This is a genomic window from Pandoraea sputorum (assembly GCF_000814845.2).
GTDB classification, from domain to species: domain Bacteria; phylum Pseudomonadota; class Gammaproteobacteria; order Burkholderiales; family Burkholderiaceae; genus Pandoraea; species Pandoraea sputorum.
This window is the reverse complement of sequence record NZ_CP010431.2, coordinates 2276547-2301323: the sequence shown is the minus strand read 5'-3', so window position 1 is coordinate 2301323 and position 24777 is coordinate 2276547. Positions and strand designations below refer to the sequence as shown.

The 24777-nt window shown below is 62.0% G+C and carries 20 protein-coding genes; 14 read left to right on the top strand and 6 right to left on the bottom strand.

Annotated elements, in window-relative coordinates; all coding sequences use genetic code 11:
- Positions 1-18: 18 nt before the first annotated feature.
- Positions 19-1044 carry a LysR family transcriptional regulator gene (locus NA29_RS10220; protein WP_039397933.1) on the bottom strand — a complete coding sequence of 342 codons (1026 nt, stop codon included), beginning with the start codon at positions 1042-1044 and terminating at the stop codon, positions 19-21.
- Between the two features lie 250 nt (positions 1045-1294).
- On the opposite strand from NA29_RS10220, the gene NA29_RS10215 reads away from it, so the two are divergent.
- From NA29_RS10215 to NA29_RS10185, 7 genes are all read left to right on the top strand, one after another.
- Positions 1295-2233: an alpha/beta hydrolase gene (locus NA29_RS10215; RefSeq protein ID WP_084103614.1), complete on the top strand. Its 939-nt coding sequence runs from the start codon at positions 1295-1297 to the stop codon at positions 2231-2233.
- A 28-nt stretch (positions 2234-2261) separates the two neighbouring features.
- Positions 2262-3602 (top strand): efflux RND transporter periplasmic adaptor subunit, encoded by a 1341-nt coding sequence (locus NA29_RS10210; protein ID WP_039397931.1) that lies wholly within the window; start codon positions 2262-2264, stop codon positions 3600-3602.
- A gap of 91 nt (positions 3603-3693) precedes the next feature.
- A complete protein-coding gene (locus tag NA29_RS10205) occupies positions 3694-6879 on the top strand; it encodes an efflux RND transporter permease subunit (protein ID WP_039397929.1) in 3186 nt (1061 codons plus the stop codon).
- Positions 6880-6891: 12 nt separating this feature from the next.
- Positions 6892-8439: an efflux transporter outer membrane subunit gene (locus tag NA29_RS10200; RefSeq protein WP_052253233.1), complete on the top strand. Its 1548-nt coding sequence runs from the start codon at positions 6892-6894 to the stop codon at positions 8437-8439.
- A gap of 550 nt (positions 8440-8989) precedes the next feature.
- Positions 8990-9427 (top strand): RcnB family protein, encoded by a 438-nt coding sequence (locus tag NA29_RS10195; RefSeq protein ID WP_039397927.1) that lies wholly within the window; start codon positions 8990-8992, stop codon positions 9425-9427.
- 383 nt (positions 9428-9810) lie between these two features.
- On the top strand, positions 9811-10926 hold the full coding sequence (locus NA29_RS10190; RefSeq protein ID WP_039402996.1) for an HPP family protein: 1116 nt from the start codon (positions 9811-9813) through the stop codon (positions 10924-10926).
- Between the two features lie 361 nt (positions 10927-11287).
- A complete protein-coding gene (locus NA29_RS10185; protein WP_039397925.1) occupies positions 11288-12022 on the top strand; it encodes a hypothetical protein in 735 nt (244 codons plus the stop codon).
- An 89-nt stretch (positions 12023-12111) separates the two neighbouring features.
- Here NA29_RS10185 and map read toward each other — a convergent pair whose 3' ends face one another.
- A complete protein-coding gene (map, locus tag NA29_RS10180; protein WP_039397924.1) occupies positions 12112-12942 on the bottom strand; it encodes a type I methionyl aminopeptidase in 831 nt (276 codons plus the stop codon).
- Entirely contained in the window at positions 12942-13196 is a 255-nt protein-coding gene (locus tag NA29_RS10175) for a ParD-like family protein (protein WP_039397922.1), read from the bottom strand. The genes map and NA29_RS10175 overlap by 1 nt, the downstream gene beginning before the upstream one ends.
- A gap of 275 nt (positions 13197-13471) precedes the next feature.
- Here NA29_RS10175 and NA29_RS10170 point away from each other — a divergent pair, with 275 nt between their 5' ends.
- The 3 genes from NA29_RS10170 to NA29_RS10160 all read left to right on the top strand — a co-directional run bounded on the left by NA29_RS10170 (position 13472) and on the right by NA29_RS10160 (position 17299).
- Positions 13472-13867 (top strand): DUF2946 domain-containing protein, encoded by a 396-nt coding sequence (locus NA29_RS10170; RefSeq protein ID WP_150777204.1) that lies wholly within the window; start codon positions 13472-13474, stop codon positions 13865-13867.
- 225 nt (positions 13868-14092) lie between these two features.
- The gene (locus NA29_RS10165; protein WP_039397920.1) at positions 14093-16228 is read left to right on the top strand and encodes a TonB-dependent receptor; all 2136 of its coding nucleotides are present in this window, start codon (positions 14093-14095) and stop codon (positions 16226-16228) included.
- Between the two features lie 141 nt (positions 16229-16369).
- Positions 16370-17299 carry a pirin family protein gene (locus tag NA29_RS10160; RefSeq protein ID WP_039397918.1) on the top strand — a complete coding sequence of 310 codons (930 nt, stop codon included), beginning with the start codon at positions 16370-16372 and terminating at the stop codon, positions 17297-17299.
- 43 nt (positions 17300-17342) lie between these two features.
- Here NA29_RS10160 and NA29_RS10155 read toward each other — a convergent pair whose 3' ends face one another.
- Positions 17343-18926, bottom strand: a complete 1584-nt coding sequence (locus NA29_RS10155; protein WP_084103612.1) for an MFS transporter — start codon at positions 18924-18926, stop codon at positions 17343-17345.
- A gap of 100 nt (positions 18927-19026) precedes the next feature.
- Here NA29_RS10155 and NA29_RS10150 point away from each other — a divergent pair, with 100 nt between their 5' ends.
- Positions 19027-19932 carry a LysR family transcriptional regulator gene (locus tag NA29_RS10150; RefSeq protein ID WP_039397916.1) on the top strand — a complete coding sequence of 302 codons (906 nt, stop codon included), beginning with the start codon at positions 19027-19029 and terminating at the stop codon, positions 19930-19932.
- A 7-nt stretch (positions 19933-19939) separates the two neighbouring features.
- On the opposite strand, the gene azu is transcribed toward NA29_RS10150, so the two are convergent.
- Positions 19940-20500, bottom strand: coding sequence for an azurin (azu, locus tag NA29_RS10145; protein ID WP_224786761.1), 561 nt, complete (start codon positions 20498-20500; stop codon positions 19940-19942).
- Between the two features lie 162 nt (positions 20501-20662).
- Positions 20663-21304 (bottom strand): hypothetical protein, encoded by a 642-nt coding sequence (locus tag NA29_RS10140; RefSeq protein ID WP_157127375.1) that lies wholly within the window; start codon positions 21302-21304, stop codon positions 20663-20665.
- A 204-nt stretch (positions 21305-21508) separates the two neighbouring features.
- Between NA29_RS10140 and NA29_RS10135 the strand changes: the two genes are divergently transcribed.
- The 3 genes from NA29_RS10135 to NA29_RS10125 all read left to right on the top strand — a co-directional run bounded on the left by NA29_RS10135 (position 21509) and on the right by NA29_RS10125 (position 24644).
- Positions 21509-21823 carry a DMT family transporter gene (locus NA29_RS10135; protein ID WP_039397911.1) on the top strand — a complete coding sequence of 105 codons (315 nt, stop codon included), beginning with the start codon at positions 21509-21511 and terminating at the stop codon, positions 21821-21823.
- 174 nt (positions 21824-21997) lie between these two features.
- Positions 21998-22357, top strand: a complete 360-nt coding sequence (gene ndhC, locus NA29_RS10130) for an NADH-quinone oxidoreductase subunit A (protein WP_039397909.1) — start codon at positions 21998-22000, stop codon at positions 22355-22357.
- A gap of 1357 nt (positions 22358-23714) precedes the next feature.
- Positions 23715-24644 (top strand): hypothetical protein, encoded by a 930-nt coding sequence (locus NA29_RS10125; RefSeq protein WP_150777203.1) that lies wholly within the window; start codon positions 23715-23717, stop codon positions 24642-24644.
- The last annotated feature ends 133 nt before the right edge of the window (positions 24645-24777 follow it).

The following is a 24777-nucleotide window of genomic DNA, read 5'->3' as shown; positions in this document are numbered from 1 at the left end:
GCACCGCCTCTTGAAGCGTCAAACCACGACCTCTTGTGGCGACATTTCCGTGCCGTAGGCCGCCCAGCGGTCATTTGCAGCCGAGTCGGCATCGGCCGCCGCGACGGTCGGCTTGCATTGGCCCGCCGTCTCGTCGAGCCCTTGCAACAACGGGCATCTTTCGAAGATTTCGGCGATGAAGTCGACAAATACGCGCACTTTTGGCGACAGATGGCGGTTATGCGGGTACACCGCCGAAATCGGCATGGGGGGCGGTTTCCATTGGTGCAGGATCTCGACCAGTTGGCCCGATTGCAGATACGGCAACGCCATGAAGCGCGCCAGTTGCACGGTGCCGAAGCCCGAGAGACCGAGTTGCAGATATGCCTCGGCGTCGTTCACCGCGACAGAGCCCTGCATGTGGATTTCGACTTCCTTGCCGTCCACGACGAACTGCTCTTCGATCACGCGGCCCGTGCGGCTCGAAAAATAGTGCACCGCCGTGTGGCGCTGAAGGTCGTCCAGCGTATGCGGCATGCCCATGCGCTCAAGGTAAGCCGGTGACGCGCACGTGAGACTCTGAAACATGCCCACGCGTCGTGCCACGAGGCTCGAATCCTGAAGCGTCCCCACACGCAGCACGCAATCCACCCCTTCCTGAATCAGATCGACGGGTTTATCGCCCATGCCGACCATCAATTCGATTTCCGGATAGCGGTCGTGAAATTCGCACAGCGACGGCAGCACCACGAGTTTGCCGAGCGAGCCCGGCATGTCGATGCGCAGCTTGCCCCGCACGCGCTGGCTGCTTTCGCGGAAAGACGATTCCGTCTCTTCGATATCCGCGAGGATGCGCAGGCAGCGCTCGTAATATGCCGCGCCGTCAGGCGTCAGGTTGAGTCTGCGGGTCGTACGCTGGAGCAACCGGGTGCCCAGATGCGACTCCAGATTCTGAATGATCGTGGTCACCGAGGTACGCGGCAACCCGAGGTTGTCGGCGGCACGCGAGAAGCTGTTCGCCTCGACCACCCGCGTGAAGACCTGCATCGCTTGCAAGCGATCCATGATATTTCCCCATTGAAAGCACTGTTGCACTGGCCGAACAGGCGAAATCAACGAAATTTCACCTCCGTCGCAACTGCATATGCTTATTGGTCGACGGCATAAGCCAATGCCCATAAGGCCGAGACCGATTAGTCGAGCTGGCCGAACAGTGTTGCCAAATTATAGGCGTTTATCCCAATGTCCGTGGCCTCTAGACTTCGCTCCATCGAATGTCATCAGAGGGGTATCGCTCGCGCGAACCCGAAGCCATATGTCAGCCAACGCCAAGTCGCCCTCGGGAAAGTCGGTACAACCGGGCAAATCCGGTAAGACCGACAAGCTGTTCAGCAGCGACGACGGACTGCGCATCGAAGAAGTCAGCATCCCGGGCCATTCCGCGCCTGTCACGCTACGCGTTTACCGGCCGGTCGGCGTCGCCACGCCCGGTGCCGCGGATGCGCACGCCGGTCAGCCGGGAGTCGTCGTGCCGCTCGAAGCGCATCTGCCCGCCGTGCTGTACTTCCACGGCGGTGGCTTTTGCAAAGGCTCGCTGGACGATGGCGATGCCGCCGCCCGCTACCTCGCGTCGAACGTCCCGGCGCTGGTCGTCTCGGTCGGCTATTCGCTCGCGCCCGAACACCCGTTTCCGGCAGCGCCCGAAGACGCCTGGTGCGCAGCCCTCTGGCTGCACCGTCACGCTCGCCGGTACGGTGCGAGTCCGCGCCGTCTGGCCGTGGCGGGGCACGACGCTGGCGGCAACATTGCCGCTGCCCTCACGATGATTGCCCGAGATCGGGGCGAAATTACGGTGTCGGCGCAAGCCCTGCTCGCGCCGCTGCTCGATCCCAGCATGACGCGTCTGGCCGACGGTCGCACACCCAGCGACATCGAAGCCAACGAGTGCGCCCGTTGCTACCGCGCCTATTTGCCGCACGCAACGCAACGTCTGCATCCGTACGCCGCACCGCTGGAGTCGCGCCGTCTCGCGGGCCTGCCGCCCACGCTGATTGCCTCCGCCGAACACGACCTGTTGCACGTCGAAGCTGAAAAATACGCTGCCGAGCTCATCGCGGCCGGCGTGCCGACAGAAGTTACGCGCCATCGCAGCGCGTCCCATTACGGCCTGGCCGCCCTGCCCGCAGCGCTGCGGGAGGTGGCCACCTTCCTGACACGTCGGCTGGCACTGCCTGCCACCGGCTCTACCCAGTGAGTCCAATCCGATCCCGGAGATTTCAATAATGACCACCCTCGCTCGCAAACCCGTACTTATCGCCGCTGCCGCCACGGCCGCGCTCCTGGCCATCGGCACGCTCACTGTCGTGCGCGTCGATGCCAGCACGCCCGCCGCGCAAGTCATGCCGACCGTCGAAGTCGACGTTGCCAACGTTCTCTCGCGCACCGTCACCGACTGGCAGAGCTACTCCGGCCGTCTCGACGCCGTGGATCGCGTCGATATCAAGCCGCTCGTGTCAGGCACCATCACCGCCGTGCACTTCAAGGACGGCCAGCTCGTGAAGAAAGGCGACGCCCTGTTCACGATCGACCCGCGTCCGTACGCCGCCGAAGTCGACCGCGCTGCGGCACAACTCGCGTCGGCACAAGCGCGCGACGTCTTCACCAGCACCGACCTCGCGCGTGCGCAGCGCCTGATCGCGGATAACGCCATCGCGAAGAAGGACTTCGACCAGAAGGAAAACGCAGCGCGTGAAGCCGTCGCCAACGTGAAGGCCGCGCAAGCCGCACTGGAAACGGCCCGCATCAACCTCGGCTACACCCAGATCGTGGCGCCGGTGGCCGGCCGCGTGTCGCGCGCGGAAATCACCGTGGGCAACACCGTTTCGGCAGGCGCGCAATCACCCGCACTGACCACGGTGGTGTCCGTCTCGCCGATCTACGCGGCCTTCGACGTCGACGAGCAAACGTACCTGCGCTATCTCTCGAAGGACACCAAGACGAACGGCGTTCCGGTCGATCTGGGTCTCGCCAACGAGTCGGGTTACTCGCGCAAGGGCACGGTGTACTCGGTGGATAACCGCTTCGACACCACGTCCGGCACGATCCGCGTACGTGCACGCTTCGACAACGCCGATGGCGCGCTCGTGCCGGGGTTGTATGCACGGATTCGCGTCGGTGGCGGCGAGCCGCACCCGGCACTGCTGGTGGACGAAGCCGCTGTCGGCACCGACCAGAGCAAGAAATACGTGATGGTGGTCGATCAGGCGAACAAGGCGCAGTACCGCGAAGTGCAGCTTGGTGAACGCCACGGCGGTCTCGTGGAAATCGCAGGCGGTCTGAAGGACGGCGAGCGCATCGTGGTCAACGGCCTGCAACGCATCCGCCCGGGCGACGCCGTTACGCCGAAGGTAGTGAAGATGGCCGGCGACACGGGCGACGCGCACGACATCGCACCGACGGCCGTCGCAACGACCGGTACGGCAGACGCCGCCAAGGCCCCTGCCCCGGCACCTGCAGCAGCGGCCAACGACGCACCGACGACGCAGAAGACTTCGCAGAACGACAGCAAGACGCAATCGGTCGCCGCCACGAAAGCCGCGGCGAAAACCGCGTCGCGTTCGTAAGTTCATCATCGCTGTCGAGCATCCGATGCGAGAAATGCGCGTGCAGGCACACAGCAACATCGCACGCTGAACGACACCCCAGAGTTTCGTCATGAACATCTCAAAATTTTTCATCGACCGGCCCATTTTTGCGGGCGTGCTTTCGGTCCTCACGCTGCTGGCCGGCCTGATCGCCGTGTTCCAGCTGCCGATTTCGGAATACCCGGAAGTGGTTCCGCCGTCGGTCGTCGTGCACGCTCAATACCCCGGCGCGAACCCGAAGGTGATCGCCGAAACCGTTGCGTCCCCGCTCGAAGAGCAGATCAACGGTGTGGAAAACATGCTGTACATGCAGTCGCAGGCGAATAGCGACGGCAACCTCACCACGACGGTGACCTTCCGTCTGGGCACCGACCCGGACAAGGCACAGCAGCTCGTGCAGAACCGTGTCTCGCAAGCGCTGCCGCGCCTGCCGGACGATGTGCAGCGCCTGGGTGTGACAACGATCAAGTCTTCGCCCACGCTCACGATGGTCGTGCACCTGATCTCGCCTAACGACCGTTACGACATGACCTACCTGCGCAACTACGCGCTCATCAACGTCAAGGATCGCCTCTCGCGAATCAAGGGCGTGGGTGAAGTGCAGATGTGGGGCGCGGGTGACTACTCGATGCGTGTCTGGCTCGATCCGGCCAAGGTCGCACAGCGCGGCCTGACGGCGTCGGATGTGGTGCGCTCCATTCGCGAACAGAACGTGCAGGTGGCCGCCGGTGTGATCGGCGCGACGCCCGCCGGTCCGAATACGCCGTTGCAGCTGAACGTGAATACGCGCGGTCGTCTGAACACGGAAGAAGAGTTCCGCGACATCATTCTGAAGACCTCGCCCGACGGTGCCGTCACGCATCTGAGCGACGTGGCCCGCGTGCAGCTCGACGCGTCGTCGTACAGCCTGCGCTCGTTGCTCGACAACAAGCCGGCGATCGGTCTCGGTATCAACCAGTCGCCGGGCGCCAACTCGCTGCAAATTTCGGACGACGTCCGCGCCGCGATGGCCGACCTGCAAAAGGATATGCCCCCGGGCGTGGAATACCGCATCGCGTATGACCCGACGCAGTTCGTTCGCTCGTCGATCGAAGCCGTCGTGCACACGCTGCTCGAAGCCATCGCGCTCGTGGTGCTGGTGGTGATCGTGTTCCTGCAAACGTGGCGTGCGTCGATCATCCCGCTGCTCGCCGTGCCGGTGTCCATCGTCGGTACGTTCGCGCTGCTGCTCGGCTTCGGCTACTCGATCAACGCGCTGTCGCTGTTCGGGATGGTGCTGGCCATCGGTATCGTGGTGGACGATGCGATTGTGGTGGTGGAAAACGTCGAGCGGAACATCGCCGCCGGTCTCTCGCCGAAGGAAGCGACGTATCAGGCAATGCGTGAAGTGAGCGGGCCGATTATCGCCATCGCGCTGACGTTGGTCGCTGTGTTCGTGCCGCTCGCCTTCATGTCGGGCCTGACGGGTCAGTTCTACAAGCAGTTCGCCATGACCATCGCCATCTCGACGGTGATCTCGGCCTTCAACTCGCTGACGCTCTCGCCAGCCATGGCTGCCCTGCTGCTCAAGGACCATCACGCCAAGCCGGACTGGCTCACGCGTCAGATGAACCGTTATCTGGGTGGCTTCTTCGGTGCGTTCAACCGCGTGTTCCATCGCGGTTCGGAGAAGTACGGTCAGGGGGTGACCCGCGTGATCGGTCGCAAGGCCGTCATGATGGCCATCTTCGCCGTGCTGCTGGGTGTGACGATGCTGTTGGGCAAGGTGGTGCCGGGTGGCTTTGTGCCCGCACAGGACAAGGAATACCTGATCGCCTTCGCACAGCTGCCTAACGGTGCCTCGCTCGACCGCACCGACAAGGTGATTCGCGATATGTCGGAAATCGCGCTGAAGACCCCTGGCGTGAAGAATGCCGTGGCGTTCCCGGGTCTGTCGGTGAACGGTTTCACCAACTCGTCGTCGGCCGGTATCGTGTTCGTCACGCTCAAGCCGTTCAGCGAGCGTAAGGACAAGTCGCTCTCGGCCGGTGCCATCGCGGCGAAGCTCAACGGCGAATACGCGAAGAACAAGGACTCGTTCATTGCGGTGTTCCCGCCCCCGCCGGTGCTGGGTCTGGGTACGCTCGGCGGCTTCAAGCTGCAAGTGGAAGACCGTGGCGCCCTCGGTTACGAAGCGCTGAACGACGCGACGCAGGCATTCATCAAGAAGGCTTCGCAGACGAAGGAACTGGGCCCGACGTTCTCGTCGTACCAGATCAACGTGCCGCAACTGAACGTCGACCTCGACCGTGTGAAGGCCAAGCAGTTGGGTGTGCCGATCACCGACGTGTTCGACACCATGCAGATCTACCTCGGCTCGCTGTACGTGAACGACTTCAACAAGTTCGGTCGCGTGTACCAGGTCCGTGTGCAAGCCGACGCGCCGTATCGTGCGCACGCCGACGACATCGGCCTGCTCAAGACGCGTAACGTCAATGGCGACATGGTCCCGCTCTCGTCGCTGGTGAAGGTCTCGCCGACGTACGGTCCGGAAATGGTGGTGCGTTACAACGGCTACACCGCTGCCGACATCAACGGCGGCCCGGCCCCGGGTTACTCGTCGGGTCAGGCACAGGCGGCTGTGGAACGTATCGCAGCGGAAACGTTGCCGCGCGGTGTGAAGTTCGAATGGACGGACCTGACATATCAGCAGATCCTCGCTGGCGACTCCGCGCTGTGGGTATTCCCGATCTCGGTGCTGCTGGTGTTCCTGGTGCTGGCTGCGCAGTACGAAAGCCTGACGCTGCCGCTCGCCGTGATCATGATCGTGCCGATGAGCATCATGTCCGCGCTGTTCGGTGTGTGGCTCACGCGAGGCGATAACAACATCTTCACGCAGATCGGTTTGATGGTGCTGGTGGGGCTATCCGCAAAGAACGCGATTCTGATCGTGGAGTTTGCGCGGGAACTGGAAATGCAAGGTCGTACGGCCATCGCGGCCGCCATCGAAGCCAGCCGTCTGCGCCTGCGCCCGATTCTGATGACGTCCATCGCGTTCATCATGGGTGTGGTGCCGCTGGTGACGTCGACGGGTGCAGGTTCGGAAATGCGTCATGCCATGGGTGTGGCCGTGTTCTTCGGCATGATCGGTGTGACCGGTTTCGGTCTGATCCTGACGCCGGTGTTCTACGTGCTGCTGCGCACGCTGGCGGGCAAGAAGCCGCTGCATAGCGCGCACGCCTCGACCATGCCCGCCAACGTCAAATCCGAAGTCTGAAGGATGCCAATCATGCAAGCGCAATGGATGAAAAGAAGTCTGGGCGTCTCGGGTTTGCTCGCCACCCTGCTGGTGGTGGCGGGCTGCTCGATGGCTCCCACATACGAAGTGCCGACGGTGACCGACAAGGGTACGCCGACGGCATTCAAGGAAGCCGCACTGCCCGCAGGTGAAGCGGGCACGTGGAAGACGGCTGAGCCGTCGGAAGCGCTGGCGCGCGGCGAATGGTGGAAGGTGTTCGGCGACGCAACGCTCGACAAGCTGGAAGCCGATGCGTTGTCCGCTAACCAGAACCTGAAGGCGGCCGCCGCGCGCGTGCAGGAAGCACGTGGCGTGCAGCGTCAGGCCCGCGCGGCGCTCTTCCCGACGCTTGACGCAGGCTTCGGCCCGTCACGTCAGAAGATCTCGCCCGCCTCGCAGTTACAGCCGGACGGCACGAACATCGCGCCGTACACGCTGTGGCGTGCGCAAGCGAGCGTGGGCTATGAAGTCGATCTGTTTGGCCGTGTGTCGGACAACGTCGCCGCTGCCCGCGCCGACGCTGAACAAAGCGAAGCGTTGTACCGTTCGGTGCAGCTCGCATTGCAAGCCGACGTCGCGCAGAACTACTTCAATCTGCGCGAACTCGATGCCGAACAGGCGCTGTACACGCAGACGGTCACGTTGCGAGAAGAAGCACTGAAGCTGGTACAGCGACGCTTCACCGAAGGCGATATTGGCGAGTTGGACGTCGCCCGTGCCAAGGCCGAACTGGCCACGGCGCAGTCCGACGCGCTGGCGGTTGCGCGTCTGCGTGCCGCGTCCGAACACAGCCTGGCGATTCTGCTGGGCAAGACGCCGGCGGAGTTCTCGTTCGCGCCCTCGCCGCTCGTGCCCGTCACCGTGCAGGTCCCCGCGGGTCTGCCGTCGGCATTGCTTGAGCGTCGCCCGGACATCGCGGCCGCCGAGCGTGCGATGGCCGCAGCGAATGCGCGCATCGGTGTCGCAAAGGCCGCGTTCTTCCCGTCGCTGTCGCTGACCGGTTCGGGCGGATTCGAAGCCGCCACGCTGGGCGATCTGTTCAACTGGTCGAGCCGTACGTTCCTGCTGGGACCGGTTGTCGGTGGTCTGCTCTCGATGCCGATTTTCGATGGCGGTGCACGTAGCGGCAATCTGTCGCGTGCCCGTGCGCAGTACGAAGAAGACGTCGCGAACTACCGGCAGCAAGTGCTCGTGGCGTTCCAGGAAGTCGAAGACAACCTGTCGAATCTGCGTCTGCTTGCGCAGCAAACGCGTGCGCAGGACGATGCCGTGAAGGCGTCGGGCCGTGCCGCGCAGCTCTCGCGTACGCAGTATCAGGAAGGCTCGATTGCCTATCTGGATGTGATCGACGCCGAGCGCACGGTACTGCAATCGCGTCGCAGCGCTGTTCAACTCGCCGGGGCGCAAGCCGTGTCGACCGTCAACCTGATCCGCGCACTGGGCGGCGGCTGGGGCGATTTGCCCAAGACGCCCGCCGACGGCGCCGCGCCAGCCGTACCCACGGCGAACGCGGCCGGTGCAACGGTCGCGGCCCGCTGAGTAGCTAACGGGACTGAGTAGCGGAACTGAGTAGCAAGACCGTGAGTTGAGTAGTATCGCGGCGCGTTCAAACGCGTCGTGAAACGTCGGGGCATGTTGTGTTGAACGACAGTCCCGGCGGCAGGCGCGGCGTTCTTCCCCCCGGGAACGTCGCGCAGCGATGGATGCATCGAACCGGCGGCCGCGCTCGTGCCCCCAAGACGAGAGGCGCGCCGACCTGCCCCCGACGCGCGCCTGGCGAGCCGCCGGTCTCGATGCGCCTCATGCGGTGCGCGCGCACCGTCGAGCCCCGTCCAACAGGTTTCTTCCCTGCGTCCCTGCTTGCCCGGCGCATGCCCTATGTCAAACGACACCCGGCATGTCCGGGCTTTTTTTTGCGCTGCGATGGTAGGATGGACGCACGGCTTTCGTCTTTTGAGCCTCGTTTTCGCCATTTGCGCTGTTTTGTGCGCGATGCGAACGGTGCGAAGGCGTCGGCCGTCGCTGGCAAGTCATCTCGAATGCTTCCCCCGCGTTCGGTCCCTCGACCCTACGATAAGGAGTGCAAATAATGAAGATGCGCAAGACACTGTCGCTGTGCCTCGCCGCCGGTCTGGCGGTTTCCTCTTCTCTCGCCCTGGCACAGGGCGGCCCGCCACCTCAGGGTGGTATGGGCGGTATGGGCGGTATGGGTGGCCCGCCCCCGGGACATCAGCCGGGTGGCCCACACGGTGGTCCTCCGGGTCATGGTCCGAAGAAGGGTCCGCACGGCGGACCGCCCCCGCAGGCCCAACGTGGCCCCGGCGACGATTCCGGGTGGCAACATCCCGACTGGCGCAAGGGCGATCGCGTGCCGCAGCAATACCGCGATGCGCAATACCGCGTCGACGACTACCGTCAGTACCATCTCGACGCGCCGAAACGCGGCCACCACTGGGTCGGCGTGGGCGGCGACTTCCTGCTGGTCAACGGTTCGGGCGTGATCGTTCAGATCGTGGGCGGGCACTGATCCCCGACCGACGCCTTAGCCACTCGTCGGCGCCGTGAATTTTCGCTGACTCGCCAGCCGTACGGCAGGGCCTCGCGCCCTGCCGTATTTCGTTGGCGTTTCGTCTTTGCTCGCCGCTTGGCGCCAGAAGTATCACGTGCTCCGCTCTCCCGCCCCGCCCGATCCCTCCTGCCGTAGCAAGCTTCACGCCCTTTCCGTCTCGTTTTCCTCGATTTGGTGCGCCGCTTTAATGTGCGCCGGTTCCAGGCGGTGATTTCGCTGCGTCGCAGCATTAGAATCACGCGCTCCCGCCCTCCCAATTTATCGATATACGATATATCATGCACAAAATATCAAGACGACACCCCAGAAAGGTGCGTCCGATGGAGCGGGACGAGATGGCAATGACACGACGTGATGTGAAGGATTGGATGGCGGGTTTTCTGCCCGCCGTGGTGGCTGTTCACTGGCGCGAGCGCCTGCGCGCAGGCTTCGGCGCGCTATGCGGTATCGCTGTGACCGGTGGGCTGATGCTGTGGCTGCTCGGCCCCGCCTCCTACATCCCCTGGCTGGTGGCCCCGATGGGTGCGTCGGCCGTTCTGCTTTTCGGCGTGCCCGCCAGTCCTCTCGCGCAACCCTGGTCGATTCTCGGCGGCAATCTCGTGGCGGCTGTCGTCGGCGTGACGTGCGCCATGTTTATTCCGACACCGGTCATCGCCGCCGCGACTGCGGTCGGTGTGTCCATCGCACTGATGTTCACGTTTCGCTGCGTGCACCCGCCGTCAGGCGCGGTTGCGCTCACCGCCGTGCTCGGCGGCCCGGCAGTTCATGCACTCGGCTACGGCTTCGTGCTCGAACCGATTGCGCTGCAGTCGGTCATGCTGCTTGGCTCGGCCATCGGCTATCACGCGATCACCGGCCACCGTTACCCGCATGCGATGAAGACGCAGGCACCGGCGCGTCCGGTCAATGCACAAGCGATTCCCGTGACGACGGCAGACGCCGAAAAGGCCCTCGCCCGTCGCAGCGAACTGCTCGACATCTCGGCCGACGATCTGGCCAGCCTGCTGCGCGACACGCAACGCGAAGCCTTTGCCCGTCGTGCCCGCGAACTGACGGCGGCCGACGTGATGGCTCCGCCGCTTGCCAAGGTACAAGCGCATGAGGAAGTACCGGCCGCATGGCGTTTGCTGCAACGTCATGGACTGGACGCCGTGCCGGTGATCGATTCGGAAGCGCGCGTCATCGGCCTGTTGACGCGACACGATCTGCACATGCGGCGTGCGCGTCGCCAGAACTGGCCGCGCTTCGGCGTGTCGCTCGGGAATGGTCAACGCCCGGCCGTCCGCGATCTGATGCAAGGCAATCTCAAGTCGGCCACCGCAGGCATGCCGCTCTCCGAACTGGTCGCGCTCCTTTCGACGCAACGCCACGGCACACTGCCCGTGCTCGACGACGCCGCCCGGCTCGTGGGGGTCGTCACGAACGCCGACGTGCTGCGCAAGGTCGTGAACGCCTGAGGCCTCAGCCGTCTGCGGCCTGCGACGTCAATCCGGCGTCGCAGGTCGAATCCCCCCGTCCCCACACCTCCCCACACATCCCCGCCCGTCCCCCACGCGCGTCTCGCAGGCCTGTCCGTCTCCCCGCCACAACAGGCGCTATCCCGCGTCATTGCACCATTCATTGCAAGATTGTCAGTCGTAGGGCGATCTGCAAGAATGGCGTCGAAGTAACGCAGTCACGCCGTACAGCTTCGATCACCGAAGCAAAAAAATTCGCTCAGGGGGAAACATGGAACCGATAACGTTCAAGCAGTGTTTCGTAGGAGCATGGATCGACGGTTTTAATGCGTTACGCAATCGACCACTGTTAAGTCTGATAGTGGCCCTCGTTGTACTGGTGTCGTCCGCACTTGGCATCTCGCTGAAGCAACTCGCCAGCGCTGCGGCTCAAGGGGGTGACGCGACCTACCGCATCAACATCGCCCTTCTGTCGCTTGGCGTTGGACTCGTCAATTTGATCGCGCTCGCGGTACTTGCCGTTCACATCCTGCGCTATGTCATCCTCGGCCCGGACGCCGCCCGGCAATCGCCCTGGTTCGGTCGCGACGTGTGGCGTTATATCTGGCTATCGCTGCAAATCGTGATCGCCATGATGATCGCGGCTTTCATTCCCGCGTTTATCATCGGCTTCGCCACGCGGATGAGCGGGAACAGCCATTCCTATGCCCTACTCGCCACGTTCATCGTGTTAATGGCTTGCGCGGCGGTCTTCGTCATCACGCGCATCTCACTCATTTATGCGCAGGTCGCGGTCGGACGCAGCAAGCGATGGGGTGCCGCGTGGCAGGATTCGCGCGGACATTTCTGGTCGATGTTCGGGACCGCATTCGTGACGTTCCTGCCGCTCTTCGGCACCGGCATCGTGATCACACTGCTGCTGGCGCTAGTCCTGCGATTCATGCCGGAAGTCACCATTGCGGTACTCGGCTCCCTGATCCTGAAAACGGTGTTTTCGATTGCGTGGCTCGCCGTCGCATGCGGCGTCGGCGGATGGCTTTATCATCGCTATGCCAGCCAGTTGCTGCTGATGGACGGTGCGCCGGACGATTTGTAAAATCGCGACGCATAACGAAACGGGGCGCAAACTTTGCGCCCCGTTCTTCATTTCAATGACGTCCTGTGTCGTGCCGAAACTACCGCCGCTCAGGCCGCATTCGCCGTCGCGCCACCACTATCGAGCGCACCATAGCGCGCATATTCGCCAAGCCCGTCCGGCCATTGCGTGAGCACCTGAAAGCCCGTCTCCGTGACAGCCACCATGTGCTCCCATTGCGCCGAGAGCGAGCGGTCGCGCGTGACGACGGTCCAGCCGTCTGCGAGTTGCTTCGTGTCCGGCTTGCCGACGTTGACCATCGGCTCGATGGTGAAGATCATGCCCGGGCGCAACGTCAGACCCGTGCCCGGACGTCCGTAATGCAGCACTTGCGGATCGTCGTGATAGGTCGTGCCGATGCCGTGCCCGCAGTAGTCGCGCACGATGCTGAAACCTTCGCGATGCGCGACCGACTGAATCGCATAACCGACATCGCCGAGCGTCGCGCCGGGGCGCACCGCGCGAATGCCTGCGACCATCGCTTCGTAGGTCGTGTCGACCAGACGCTTGGCCATGATGCTCGGCTTGCCCGCGTAATACATGCGGCTTGTGTCGCCGAACCAGCCGTCCTTGATGAGGGCGACGTCGATGTTCACGATATCGCCGTCGTGCAGCTTCTTATCGCCCGGAATCCCGTGGCACACCACGTGATTGACCGACGCGCACACCGTCTTCGGATACCCGTGATAGCCGATGTTGGCGGGAATCGCCTTCAGTTCATTCACGATGAAGTCGTGACACAGACGGTCGAGTTCATCGGTCGTGACACCGGGCTTCACGTGCTCGCCGATCATCGCGAGCACTTGTGCGGCCATCTCCCCGGCGCGACGCGACAGGGCAATTTCTTCGTTCGAGCGGATGACAACGCGTTCGCGCACCATTAGGCCACCTTATTCATGACGGTGACGGGTGCACCGGTTGCTGGAGAAGCGACAGCGCCGGTCTCGCTGACCGGCGAGCCATCGGATTCGATGAGTCGACGGCAGATCTCGCCGTAACTCAACGTGGGATTCAGTTCGGCGAGCATGCCGACGCGCAGCCAGTGCTCGGCTTGCGCGTTGATCGAGCGACTGAGCGCGCCGCTGGTATTGCGCAGCGCCTCATGCATTTGCTCCGATATCTTGACGATACCCATAGGGCGGGCTCCTATATACGAAATAGCTACGAAACGTATATTACCAGCCCGCCGCCGAATTGTCTCGTTCGACGTGGCATACCAGGCACACCAGACATAACCTGGCTTAATCAGGCTTAGCAATACGCATCGATTCAAGACACACTCAGCGCTCGTCGCCATGACTGCGCGACAAATTGCCGCAACGCGTCGCATCCATCGTGAATTTGTCAGGGACAACGAATGATCGAACGGCGCTGCGTGATAGCATCGCCGCTCGTCGTCACGAACGCGGCTTGTCGTCGCGCGCCCTGAACATGCCGGTATGGTCACGCAGCAAACGCATCGCATGGGTCGGCCTCGCCGCCATGTGGATGCTGCTTTGCGCACCGCTGATCAGCCAGTATCTGCGCGCGCACCCGTCGTCAATCGACGACGCGCTGTCCAGCACGTTCTGTACCAGTCTCGACGAAACGGCAGCACAGGGTCGGCACACACCGATCACGCACGCGACGAGCGCCGCCTGCGGCTATTGCTCGCTGCTCGCGCACACGCCACCACTCCCGTCTACTCCGGTCACGCTGGCCGACATTCGCATCGGCGGACCACGCCTCACCCTTGCGCCAGCGCTGCCTCATAGCGGCACGCCGCAGCGTCTCACCCCGCCCTCACGCGCCCCGCCGCACGCCTGACACCCTCAAGTCGTTCGTTTCGCCGATGTCCCGCACATCGCGTCGCCCGTGTTCGGGGCGATGTGGATGCGCGGGCGGGCGCGTTCGATCGTCACATTGCATCGACTCCGATTCTCACGGCTGCCGCCCATCGCACACCGACCAGCGGCAGCCCGCACACGCCAACCCAGCACCGCCCAGCGGCGCAGGCCCGCGTGTGCCCGACAACGATAACCAGACAGCGTCATGAAAACGTCAATTCCAGTGCGCACCGCCATCGCGGTGGCCATTGGCTCGCTGTGCGCCCTCGCGCACGCTGCCGACAACAGCAACAACGCCAACGCCTCGCAAAACGTCGAACTCCCCGCGACGCAGGTACACGCGGACATCGTGAAACCGCTCGACGAACCGGTGCAGACCGGCAGTCGTCTTGGCCTCTCGATCAAGGAGACACCGGCGAGCGTCGAGGTCATCGACCGGCAGCAATTGGTGGAGCGCGGCGATGCGAACATCGTCGACGCCGTCAGTCGCGCGACCGGCATCAATGCCTCTCCCCATCCAGGCAATGGCGGCTCGGAGCTTGGCGCGCGCGGCTTCGTCGGCAGCGCGTCCGTCACACAGCTTTACGACGGCGTGCGTCCATACGGTGCCATCGGCGTCACGTTCCCGTTCGACACGTGGTCCGTCGAGCGCATCGAGGTCTTGCGCGGCCCGGCCTCTGTCATCTATGGCGAGGGGGCCATCGGCGGTGTGGTCAACATCGTCCCGAAGAAGCCCGAGCAGATGCCCATCGAAAACGAAATTCAGCTCGGCATCGGCACCGAGAAGACTGGCCGCGCAGCGTTCGGCAGCGGCGGCGCGATCACCGACAAACTCTCCTATCGCTTCGATGCGAGCGCCAACAGTTCGAACAACTGGGTTGACCGAGGCAATTCGCACAACGCGTCGTTCTCCGCCGCCATCAAGTACGACTTCACGCCGCGCTTTTCCGTGACGGCCACGCTCGCCGAGGGCAATCAGCATCCGATGCAGTACTTCGGCGTACCGCTCGTGAACGGGCGTCTCGACCCGGCGACCTATCGGAAGAACTACAACGTGGCCGATTCACTCATCACGTTTCGTGACAGTTGGGCGACGCTGGGGGCCACGTGGCGCCCTATCGACAATCTCACGATCACGAGCACGCTGTATCGCATGAAGAGCAAACGCCACTGGAAGGACGCCGAGTATTACAACTATGTGCCCTCAAGCGGCCTCGTGCAGCGCAGCAGCTACACCGAAATCCTTCACGATCAGGAACAGATCGGCAACGTCACGACCGCGACGCTCAAGGGCCAACTGTTCGGGATGGAGAACGCCGTGTCGGCAGGCTTCGAGTTCAATCACACGACGTTCCAGCACACCAACAACTCGCCCTACTCGGGCACGTCGCTCGTCGATCTGTACAACCCCGATCCCGGCAACTTCGTGAATGTGGCGGGCACCTTTCCCAAGTATCGGTCGCAGGCGAACCAATACGCGTTCTTCGCCGAGAACCGTCTGAAAGTTACGTCGCGATGGTCGGTCATTGGCGGCGTGCGCTACGACCATGCCAGCATCAATCGTGACGATCTGATCGCAGGCACCGCCTTCTCCAAGGACCTCAGCTACACCGGCTGGCGCGTGGGCACGGTCTATGACTTGAGCGCTAACACTAACGTCTACGGTCAGTACTCGGTCGCCGCCGACCCTATCACGTCACTGCTCTCGCTCACACCGGCCAAGGCAAAGTTCGATCTTGCGACAGGCAAACAGATCGAGTTCGGCGTGAAGCAGGATTGGCTCGACGGTCGCGTCGATGGCACGCTGTCGGTCTATCGCATCGTCAAGAACAATCTGCTCACCGTCGACCCGCTCAATCCGTCGCTCAGTCTCCAGGTCGGCCAACAGTCGTCACGGGGCGTGGAACTGACCGTGGGGGCGCAGTTGACGCGCGACGTGCGGATCGACGCCAACGGCACGTGGCTGCGCGCCAAGTACGACCAGTTCGACGAAAGCGTGGGCGGTATATCCGTCTCGCGGGCGGGCAACATTCCGGTGAACGTGCCTCAGCAGATGGCAAATCTGTGGCTGAGCTGGCGCTTCGCACAAGCGTGGACGGCCAGCGGCGGGCTGAAGTACGTCGGCAAGCGTTATGCCGATACCGCGAATACGCTGACGCTGCCGTCTTATACGACGGTCGATCTGGCGCTCGCGTGGAAGCCACGCCGCGATCTCACGCTGACCGGACGCGTCTATAACGTCTTCAACCGGCACTACGTGCAAACGGCCTACTACAACAACACGCAGTGGCTGCTGGGCAACGACCGTCGCGCGGAGCTGGTGATGAGCTACCGGTTCTGAGGCATCAGCCGCATTGGCCGCATTAGCCTCATTAGCCGTCGCGATTGTTCCGTCTGCGCAACTTCGAGTTACCGAACCGCCTATATTCCGCGATGCGTCTCGTCGCTATGATTGACTCCACTCAAGATGCGGGGAGATGACATGAGCAACGTCGGCAATAGCAGCGAATTCGTGCGGATTTCGGAAGTCGTGAGCGGTCATGACATGACCATTCGCGATGGCTTTCGCGCCAAGCATTTCGGCGAGCAGACATTCGGCGGTTTGATGGACCCGGTCGTCATGCTGGATCATTTCCACATGACGGCCCCGACCTTTGCGCCGCATCCGCATGCCGGAATTTCTGCCGTGACGTACATGTTCGAAGACGCCGTCGGCGCCCACGTCAACTACGACTCACTCGGCAACTACGGCCCGATCGTGCCGGGCGCCTTGCATTGGTTCGCCGCCGGACGCGGCGCGGTGCATACCGAGCAACCCGAAGGCGACGGCCATGACGTGCACGCGCTGCAAATCTTCGTCAACTTGCCCGCTTCGCAGAAATACGACGCGCCCTATGCGTTCGACGTCGAACCCACGGAAATTCCCGAGGTGGTGTCGCCGGGTGTGCGTGTGCGGGTGGTTTTGGGCGCCAGCAATGGGGTGACAGCAAAGAAGAATGATGACCTTCCTCAACCGTTCACCTTGCTCGACGGGTTCCTGACGGATCGCGCCGCGTTCCACCACGATTTGCCGCGCGGCTGGAATGCCACCGTCTGTGTGGTCTCGGGGCACTTGCAGTTCGATGCCGACGGCACGACTCGGCAACTGGGCGCTGGCGAGGCTGTCGCCGTCGGCCTGAGCAAGCGCGCGACGGCCGACGTCCTCGCCATCGATTTGCGTGCCGGGGCGGACTGCCACTTTGTGGTCTTATCCGGACCGGCACTCGGCGAGCCGCTAGCGAAACACGGCCCGTTCGTCATGAACACCGTCGAACAACTCAACGACCGGATGTCCGCCTATCAGCGCGGCGAATTCGGTTCGCTGGACGACGAGACGTTCCCGCAGCTCAAGGCTTACCGGACGCGGGCGTAAGCGCTGTAGCGGGTTAGCGGGTTAGCGGGTTAGCGCCTCAGCGTTATAACGTCGGCTCGCACACGCGCTCAGCGGCGGCTGGCGGCGGCTCGCATACCCGCTCGACGTCGCGCCCGCCCGCCCCGAACGCCACCACGCTCAGCAGCGCGAGCACCCACGCCCCTACCACGCCGTACACCATCACCCAACCGAAGCCGTGCACCAGTGCCGCTTGCACGATCTGCCCCTGCGGGTCGGCCGCTGCGAGCGCCGCGTTGTTTTGCGCAAGGTGTTCGAGACTACCGGCGGCGACCTTCTCCGCGAGCATACGCAGAGACGCCGCGTCGAAGATGCCCGGCAACGCGTTTGCCAGCGACGCACTCACGCCCTTGAGCAAGATGAAGCCCATCAGCGCGATGTTGATGGCGAGGCTGATCAGCCGCGCGCTCATGTCGATCCCCGACGCCATCCCCGCACGATTGGCCGACACCGCGCCGGTAGCCGTGTTGGTGACAGGCGTATTCGTCATGCCCAGGCCCACGCCGCAAAGCAGACTGCCGGGTAGCATCGTGAGCCAACTGGCATCGGCCATGCCCGAGCCGATCTTCATCAACAGGAAGCCGAGGCCGATGGTGAACAGACCTAGCGGAATGACACGGCGAGCATCGATGCGCAGCGACAGGCGCTCGGCGAACGGCGGCACCACGAGCGTCGGCAATGTGTACGCCAGCAGCGACAGCCCGGCGTTCACGCTGCTGTAACCAAGCGCGCCCTGAAAGTAGATCGGCAGGTAGATCATGAACGACCAGTAGCTGAAGTTCATCCCCATCGATCCGAACATTGCGCCGGAGAAACGTCGGATGCGGAACACGGAAAAGTCGAACATCGGCCGCGGGCTGCGTTTCTCGATCCAGAGAAAGGTAACGAAACTGACGAGCGTCGCCGCTGCGATGCCGAGCGCCTGCGGACTGCCCATGCCGAGATCCGGCCCTTGCGTGATGAAGTACACGAGACCGAACGTGGCGAGCGACAGCGTGACGATGCCCGGCACGTCGAGATAATTCGCATGCGGATCGCGCGATTCCTGCACCCCGACGAACACGAGTCCCAGTGCCACAATCGACAGCACCACGTGCACGAGGAAGACCCATTGCCAGTCGGCCACGGCAACGATCATGCCGCCGATGATCGGACCGAACCCCAGACCGATACCGAAAATGATGCCCCACGCGCCGAACGCTTTGCTGCGCTCTCGTCCCTCGCGGAACTGGTGCGATAGCACCGCGACCTGACAGATCAGCATCGCGCCCCCACCCATCCCCTGAAGGAAGCGGCTGACGATGAGCACCGGCGCGCTCTGCGCCAGCCCGCAGGCGAGCGACGTCAGCGCGAACACCACAATGCTGATGACGTAGACGCGACGTCGTCCGAACCGATCGGCGAGCGAGCCTGTTGCCATCAACACCGTGGTGCACGCAAGTGTGTAGGCGTTCATGATCCATTGGATTTCCCGGAAATCCGCAGGCAGTACACGTTCCAGCGTGGAGAGGATGGTCGGCACACTGGAGATTTCCAGGCCGAACATCAGCGATGTCAGGCAGACGGCGGCAAGCGCCAGTGCGTTTTGAGACGCGCGTGAGGGTGTCATGAGATTCGCGAACGAGAATGAAGTCAGAGGTAATATATCGGGAACCATATTCCCGATTACTGACATTTCTTCCCGCAATACGCGACACCAGAGACCCAATATGACGAATAAACTCGACGGCGTGGCCGTCTTCGTTCAGGTCATCGAAGCTGGCAGTTTCACGCTCGCGGCGGAGCGCATGCATCTGACGCGTTCGGCCATCGGCAAGGTGATTTCGCGACTGGAAGCGCGGCTGGGGGTGCGTCTGCTGCATCGCACGACACGCAGTCATACGCTCACGGAAGCGGGACGTGTGTATTACGAGCGTTGCGTGCGGGCGCTGGCCGAACTCGACGCAGGTGCGGCGGAGGTCGAAAGCGGGCTGAACGAGCCGCGCGGACGACTGCGTGTGAGCGTGCCGATTGCGTTTGGCCATCAATGCGTCGCGCCGGTGTTGTTCGGGCTGGCGCGTCAGTATCCCAAGCTGCAAATCGACATTTCGTTTTCCGACCGGAGCGTGGATCTCATCGAGGAGAACATCGATCTGGCGGTGCGCATTGGCGAGTTGCGCGATAACACGACGCTCGACGCCCGACGCATCGGTACGCAGTACATGAGCATCGGCGCGTCGCCTGCGTATCTGGCGGAGCATGGCATGCCCATCGAGCCGGACGATTTCGCGGCCCACACCGGAATCTCGTATTCGCGCAGTGGGTCCATGTCGCGATGGCACATGCTCGACGACGACGGCACCGAACACGAGTTGCAGATTACCCGTCAGCTCAGTCTCGACGATGTTCAGGCGATTGCCGACGCGGGGATTGCCGGGCTTGGGCTGGTGTATTTGCCGTGCTGGTTTCTCGAGAAGCATGCCTCGGCAGGACGGCTGGTGGTCGTGCGCAGCCGTTGCGGGGTGCGTCCGCAAGCGATTCACGTGGTATGGCCGAAGTCGCCCTATCTGCCGTCGAAGACGCGCTGCGCTATCGACGCGCTTTCGACGGAGATCCCGATGCTCAGGATTGGGTGAGGCACGGTCATTCGATGGATAGCGTGCCTCGCATCATCTCGGCGTGGGTCGGGAAGGAGCAGTAGTAGGTATAGGCGGTGCCGCGCGAGAGCTTCGATACGTCGAATGTCACTGACGTCCGTTCGCCGCCGCCGATCATCGCGGTCTTCGCGATCACACGTTCGTCACCCGGCTTGACCCAATCATAGTCGGGCCCCGCAGTGAGACCATCGGCGATGGCCGCATGGACGTCGCTCTCGCGGACCAGCACCCAGTTGTGTCCGGCGGCGGTCTTGGGCTTCCTGCCCGTATGAATCAATTGGACGGTGAGTGTCTTGCACGTCGACGGCACGCTAATGTGCGTGGGCGAGAACTTCTTGCCGGGACGGCCCTGCACGTCGATCTGACACGCATCACCAAGGACTTTTGCTATAGCACTGACGTCGTCGCCTGCGTGCACCATGCTCATCGTGCCCGCATGCTCGGCGACTTGTGCCAGGCCGGGGATCGGAGCGCCAAGACAGGCCACGAAGGTCAGATTAAGCGCGCGTGTCCGCGCCCCAAACAACGAGAATTTAGCCAACAACACGATCTCTCCAAACGTTACGAAATCACCCGACGACACCGATGGCGATGTCATCACCCGGCTTTCGACGATAGCCCGCGATTGCGTTGAGCGTTTGTTGGTCGTGCTCTGTTTTGTATTGATTTGTGTTGCTAATCGGTTTTGATATTGTTTTGATCTGTCGCTTCAGGCGACAGCCACAGACAACGCAAACTGCCGGACGGCATTTGGGATACCCGAAAGCTCGCTGACGTCACCGCTTGCGCTGCTCTGCGTGGACGCCGTAACGCTGGCCGATTTTCTTGAGCGTGGACGACAGACAAGCCGGATATCGGGGACGAGTTCGTCAGGAATCTGGATGTCGTTGGCAAGGACACTTCGCATACCGGCTAGGACACCGGCGGCATCGGCCTCTTCCGCTCGGGCACGCACCATCAAAGCTTCGATCGCGGCGATTTCCGCGCGCGCCGACGCAAACGGAGCCGCGCCGGAGCGACCGATGTAGTCGCAGAAGCTATCGCGCAGTGAGGTTAGCGACGCGGCATACCGGCGCGTGTTGAGAATCCGGGCCATGACGCTATTTCGGGCGAAGACGTCGAGCACTGCTTCGCTTACAAAGAGGCGATGGTCGGTGAGCAGTTGTTCGAGCGTCCTGCGGCGGAGATCTGGAATGGCGCGTTCTGCAACGCGTGCGACCGAGGTGCGATACCGTGCGCGAAGTGCGACGTCGCGTCTTGCAAGACCTTCCAGTTCTTTGCGGGACTTGTCCATTGCGGTGGCGAGGCGCTCGATGGCCTCGCGCATGTCCTGACTTCCGGGGTGCTCCATTGCTGCTCCGACCACTCAGGGCACACTGGCGACATGCCAATGACGATCCTGATCATCTGTCGCCAGCGATCCTACCCGTCAATCTCGGATAAACCGTGGAGAGATTGCGCAGAATCGGTTGAACTCGTATAGTGACGGGCGTGAGGACGACCTCACCTGTGACGAGACACTCCGGGACGGCCCGGCTCTTTTTTGGAGAGCCGTATGGCTTGGATCTATCTCACGCTTGCAGGTGTTCTGGAAGTCCTTTGGGCTTATACGATGAAGCAGTCAGCAGGCTTCACGAAGCTCATCCCCTCTGTAGTCACACTCGTGACGATGGCCGCTAGCTTTGGTTTGCTATCGGTTTCCATGAAATCCCTTCCGCTGGGCACCGCTTACACGATCTGGACTGGCATTGGTGCCGTTGGCGCATTTGTCGTCGGCATTTTCGCGCTTGGCGAAATCGTCAGTACCGCCCGCATCGCCGCTGCAACGTTGATCGTCAGCGGCCTGATCCTCATGAAACTCTCGTCGTAGTCGACAACATCGTTTTAGGTCATTCGAACCGGTGAGGCACTTGCGCGTCTCGTGTTGGTGTTGCTTATGACTTGGTTTGGGATTCGTTTCGATGCACCGGTGGGCTTGTGCGAAGGTATGCGTTCGCACGTTTGCGTTGCCACCGGCGCGCGCTTCTTTTGATTGGATCGATTGATGGACGTCTCTGAATACTACCCGGCACTTCTCTTTCTCGTCGTGGCGTTGCTGATGGGGGTGGGCTTACTCTTCGTCGCCAAACCCATCCGGCCAAGCAGGCCTGATGACGCAAAGAACTCTCCCTACGAATGCGGATTCAACGCCTTCGGCGACGCGCGCAAAAAGTTCGACGTCCGCTTTTATCGCGTCGCCATCTTCTTCATCATCTTCGACATTGAACTGGCGTTCACCATCCCCTGGGCGGTCTCACTGCGCGAAGCGGGCATGGTGAGCCTGATGGCGATGATCGCGTTTCTCGGAGTGTTAGTCCTCGGCTTCGCTTATGAGTGGAAGAAGAAGGCGTTTGAGTGGGAGTGATTGAACTTCGTTGACCTCCACACATGACGCAAGTAAAAGACCCCGACGGCGGGGTCGTCGGGGCCAAAACCACCACATGGACGGGAAGAAACGACCCTGCAAATGCGAGCGTGGTGAGCGGCATCACTCGCGTACATCACCGAGCAAAAAAGCCCCGGCATTCTTCAATGCCGGGGCAAGCACTTCCTCTCACGACACACACGACAGGGGACTGCCATGCATGAACAAAGTCTAGGGGGCGAACGATCGGATGGGTTGCGTAGCGAGAATGGGACTAGCGCGAACGTGAGGCCTGAGCGTTGCCGGTTCGCCTAAAACAACCGGCAATAGTGAGCTCTGCCACCGCGACGAGGATGCACTCCGTCGGGCGAAGATAATGAAAACTAGGACAAAGACCACGAACGATCTACATGGATGCGCGCAGACTACGTAGTAAGCATGCCCTGAATCGACGAGCACGTATGGGGGTCACCGTGGGAGCATATGGGGCCAGGAAGTGACCCTTGCTCTCAATACGTAGCCAGCGCCGCCGTCTGCGGCTAGGGGCGCTGGCGGGCAAGAAGCCACTTCCGTCAACAATTCCCCTTTTTCGCTTGTCCCGGCGGACAGAAACCGTTGCCGGGACCACCACGACCACCGTGAGGTCCGTCGTCGGGAACGTACACGGCACAGCTTGCGAGCAAGACCGTGGTCGCGAGAAGCAGGAAAGCGAGTTTACGCATTTGTGAAGTCCTCCATGTAACGAATGAATGAATGACCTCTTGGCGTCATCTGAAGCGCATTTTACCGTCGCGTCTAAATGCGACCTATAGGGAGTTCCAGTGGAGACCTTCTGTCGTCAAGGCCGTGACGGTTGATCCGAGTCCACATCAGGCCGAGCCAAATGCGTTGACGCGAGACATGCTCGGCGCGAGGCGTTCGCACTGCAACTTTTCGCACCATCCGCGGGGAATCACCAGGTAAAAAAATGGGAGATCGGCCACGATTTTGGCGGTAATGAGGTGAGATTTGGACGTCCTACGAACAATCGGAATTCACGCAAAGAACCCCGCCAAGCCTTACAGGCAGGTCATTTGCGAGATATTGCGGGAAGAAGTGAGACCTACGAAACCGATGCCAAAACGGGGAGTTGGTGCGAGGAAGGGGACTCGAACCCCCGCACAATCCTTATACATAGCGGCTTTCAGACGATACACTGGCACAAAGCTGGCACTTTTGTACTTGTCCTGTCTGCAATGACAACTTTCGGCCAGAAGCGGACATCAGGGGCAAAACTGCCATTGTGATTTATGCTATCCGATGTTCCACCAGACGAACGGCGAGGAGAATCCGCTCGTCTTGCTCCTAGAAGAATGACATGACAACACCGCCGCTACCTTCAATGGTCGAACAGTTCCGCGAATACGCACGGGAAGTGCGTGAAATGATGCCCAACGAGTCGTGGGCGAATCACGTATACACCTTGGCGGTGAGGGTCCTGAACTCGCAATTCGGCAATGACTGGTTGGAACGTCACATATTCGCCAGCGATAACCAATCCCCCTTCTTTCGCAATGTCGACGCGGCCGCTGGAGACGAGGCGTTGCATCGCGCGCGCGTGGTTGATCTCGCCGAGACCATCATCAACCTTCGGAAGGTTCCAGGCTTGATCGACGTTCTCCACGAGATGAAGCTGGGCCACATTGAAGACCGCTTTGCTGAGCTTGAGGTGGCCAAGATGCTGGTTATGGCTGGCTCGCGGGTCAATTTCGTGACACCCGGCGGCCCCCGTGGCAGCAGCTACGACCTAGAGATCGCGACGTCGGCGGGCAAGGTGTGTGCGGACGTCAAGTGCAAAGTTGAGAGTAGCCCCTCCCCCAGTTCGAGCGCGATCCTAAACACCCTCAAAGGTGCGCGCACGCAACTGCCAAATGATCAAATGGGAGCATTCTTCCTCAAGTGCCCGCAATCCTGGGCGCCCGATGGCGACATCAAGCCGCCGCTAAGTGAAATGCTGGAGCAAGCTGCATTCGAATTCCTGCGTGGAACGCAGCGCGTCGTTGCCATCGTGATGTACTTCAATATCGTCTTGCCGATGAACGGTGGGTTGGGCGTCTACAACGTGTATCAACAGATGCTCAACTCGCGGCACAGGTTCGGAGGCGATCAGGTCCCTGTCCTTCCCCTAAAGCACGAACCATTTATTGCGCCGCGTCCAGACTGGGTCCGCCTAGCGGACGTCTTTGATCATCCGACGACGCAGCCTCACACGGCGGCCTTTGAGGCGGGGGCCGCGGCCATTGACTGAGCATCCGGCAAAGTCACAAACGACCGCGCCTCGTCGATCAAGCGCACGCCCAACCAGTCATGGTAATCGTCCGGCTTGATGATCGTCATCAAGTGCGCTTCTGAGCCTGGTTCCGGGACGGCCACATCCAAGG

Bases quoted from the DNA above. Each gene is read 5' to 3' on its own strand.
- NA29_RS10220 (WP_039397933.1), bottom strand. From the start codon at position 1,044: ATGGATCGCTTGCAAGCGATGCAGGTCTTCACGCGGGTGGTCGAGGCG.
- NA29_RS10215 (WP_084103614.1), top strand. From the start codon at position 1,295: ATGTCAGCCAACGCCAAGTCGCCCTCGGGAAAGTCGGTACAACCGGGC.
- NA29_RS10210 (WP_039397931.1), top strand. From the start codon at position 2,262: ATGACCACCCTCGCTCGCAAACCCGTACTTATCGCCGCTGCCGCCACG.
- NA29_RS10205 (WP_039397929.1), top strand. From the start codon at position 3,694: ATGAACATCTCAAAATTTTTCATCGACCGGCCCATTTTTGCGGGCGTG.
- NA29_RS10200 (WP_052253233.1), top strand. From the start codon at position 6,892: ATGCAAGCGCAATGGATGAAAAGAAGTCTGGGCGTCTCGGGTTTGCTC.
- NA29_RS10195 (WP_039397927.1), top strand. From the start codon at position 8,990: ATGAAGATGCGCAAGACACTGTCGCTGTGCCTCGCCGCCGGTCTGGCG.
- NA29_RS10190 (WP_039402996.1), top strand. From the start codon at position 9,811: ATGACACGACGTGATGTGAAGGATTGGATGGCGGGTTTTCTGCCCGCC.
- map (WP_039397924.1), bottom strand. From the start codon at position 12,942: ATGGTGCGCGAACGCGTTGTCATCCGCTCGAACGAAGAAATTGCCCTG.
- NA29_RS10175 (WP_039397922.1), bottom strand. From the start codon at position 13,196: ATGGGTATCGTCAAGATATCGGAGCAAATGCATGAGGCGCTGCGCAAT.
- NA29_RS10165 (WP_039397920.1), top strand. From the start codon at position 14,093: ATGAAAACGTCAATTCCAGTGCGCACCGCCATCGCGGTGGCCATTGGC.
- NA29_RS10160 (WP_039397918.1), top strand. From the start codon at position 16,370: ATGAGCAACGTCGGCAATAGCAGCGAATTCGTGCGGATTTCGGAAGTC.
- NA29_RS10155 (WP_084103612.1), bottom strand. From the start codon at position 18,926: ATGACACCCTCACGCGCGTCTCAAAACGCACTGGCGCTTGCCGCCGTC.
- NA29_RS10150 (WP_039397916.1), top strand. From the start codon at position 19,027: ATGACGAATAAACTCGACGGCGTGGCCGTCTTCGTTCAGGTCATCGAA.
- NA29_RS10140 (WP_157127375.1), bottom strand. From the start codon at position 21,304: ATGGAGCACCCCGGAAGTCAGGACATGCGCGAGGCCATCGAGCGCCTC.
- NA29_RS10135 (WP_039397911.1), top strand. From the start codon at position 21,509: ATGGCTTGGATCTATCTCACGCTTGCAGGTGTTCTGGAAGTCCTTTGG.
- ndhC (WP_039397909.1), top strand. From the start codon at position 21,998: ATGGACGTCTCTGAATACTACCCGGCACTTCTCTTTCTCGTCGTGGCG.
- NA29_RS10125 (WP_150777203.1), top strand. From the start codon at position 23,715: ATGACAACACCGCCGCTACCTTCAATGGTCGAACAGTTCCGCGAATAC.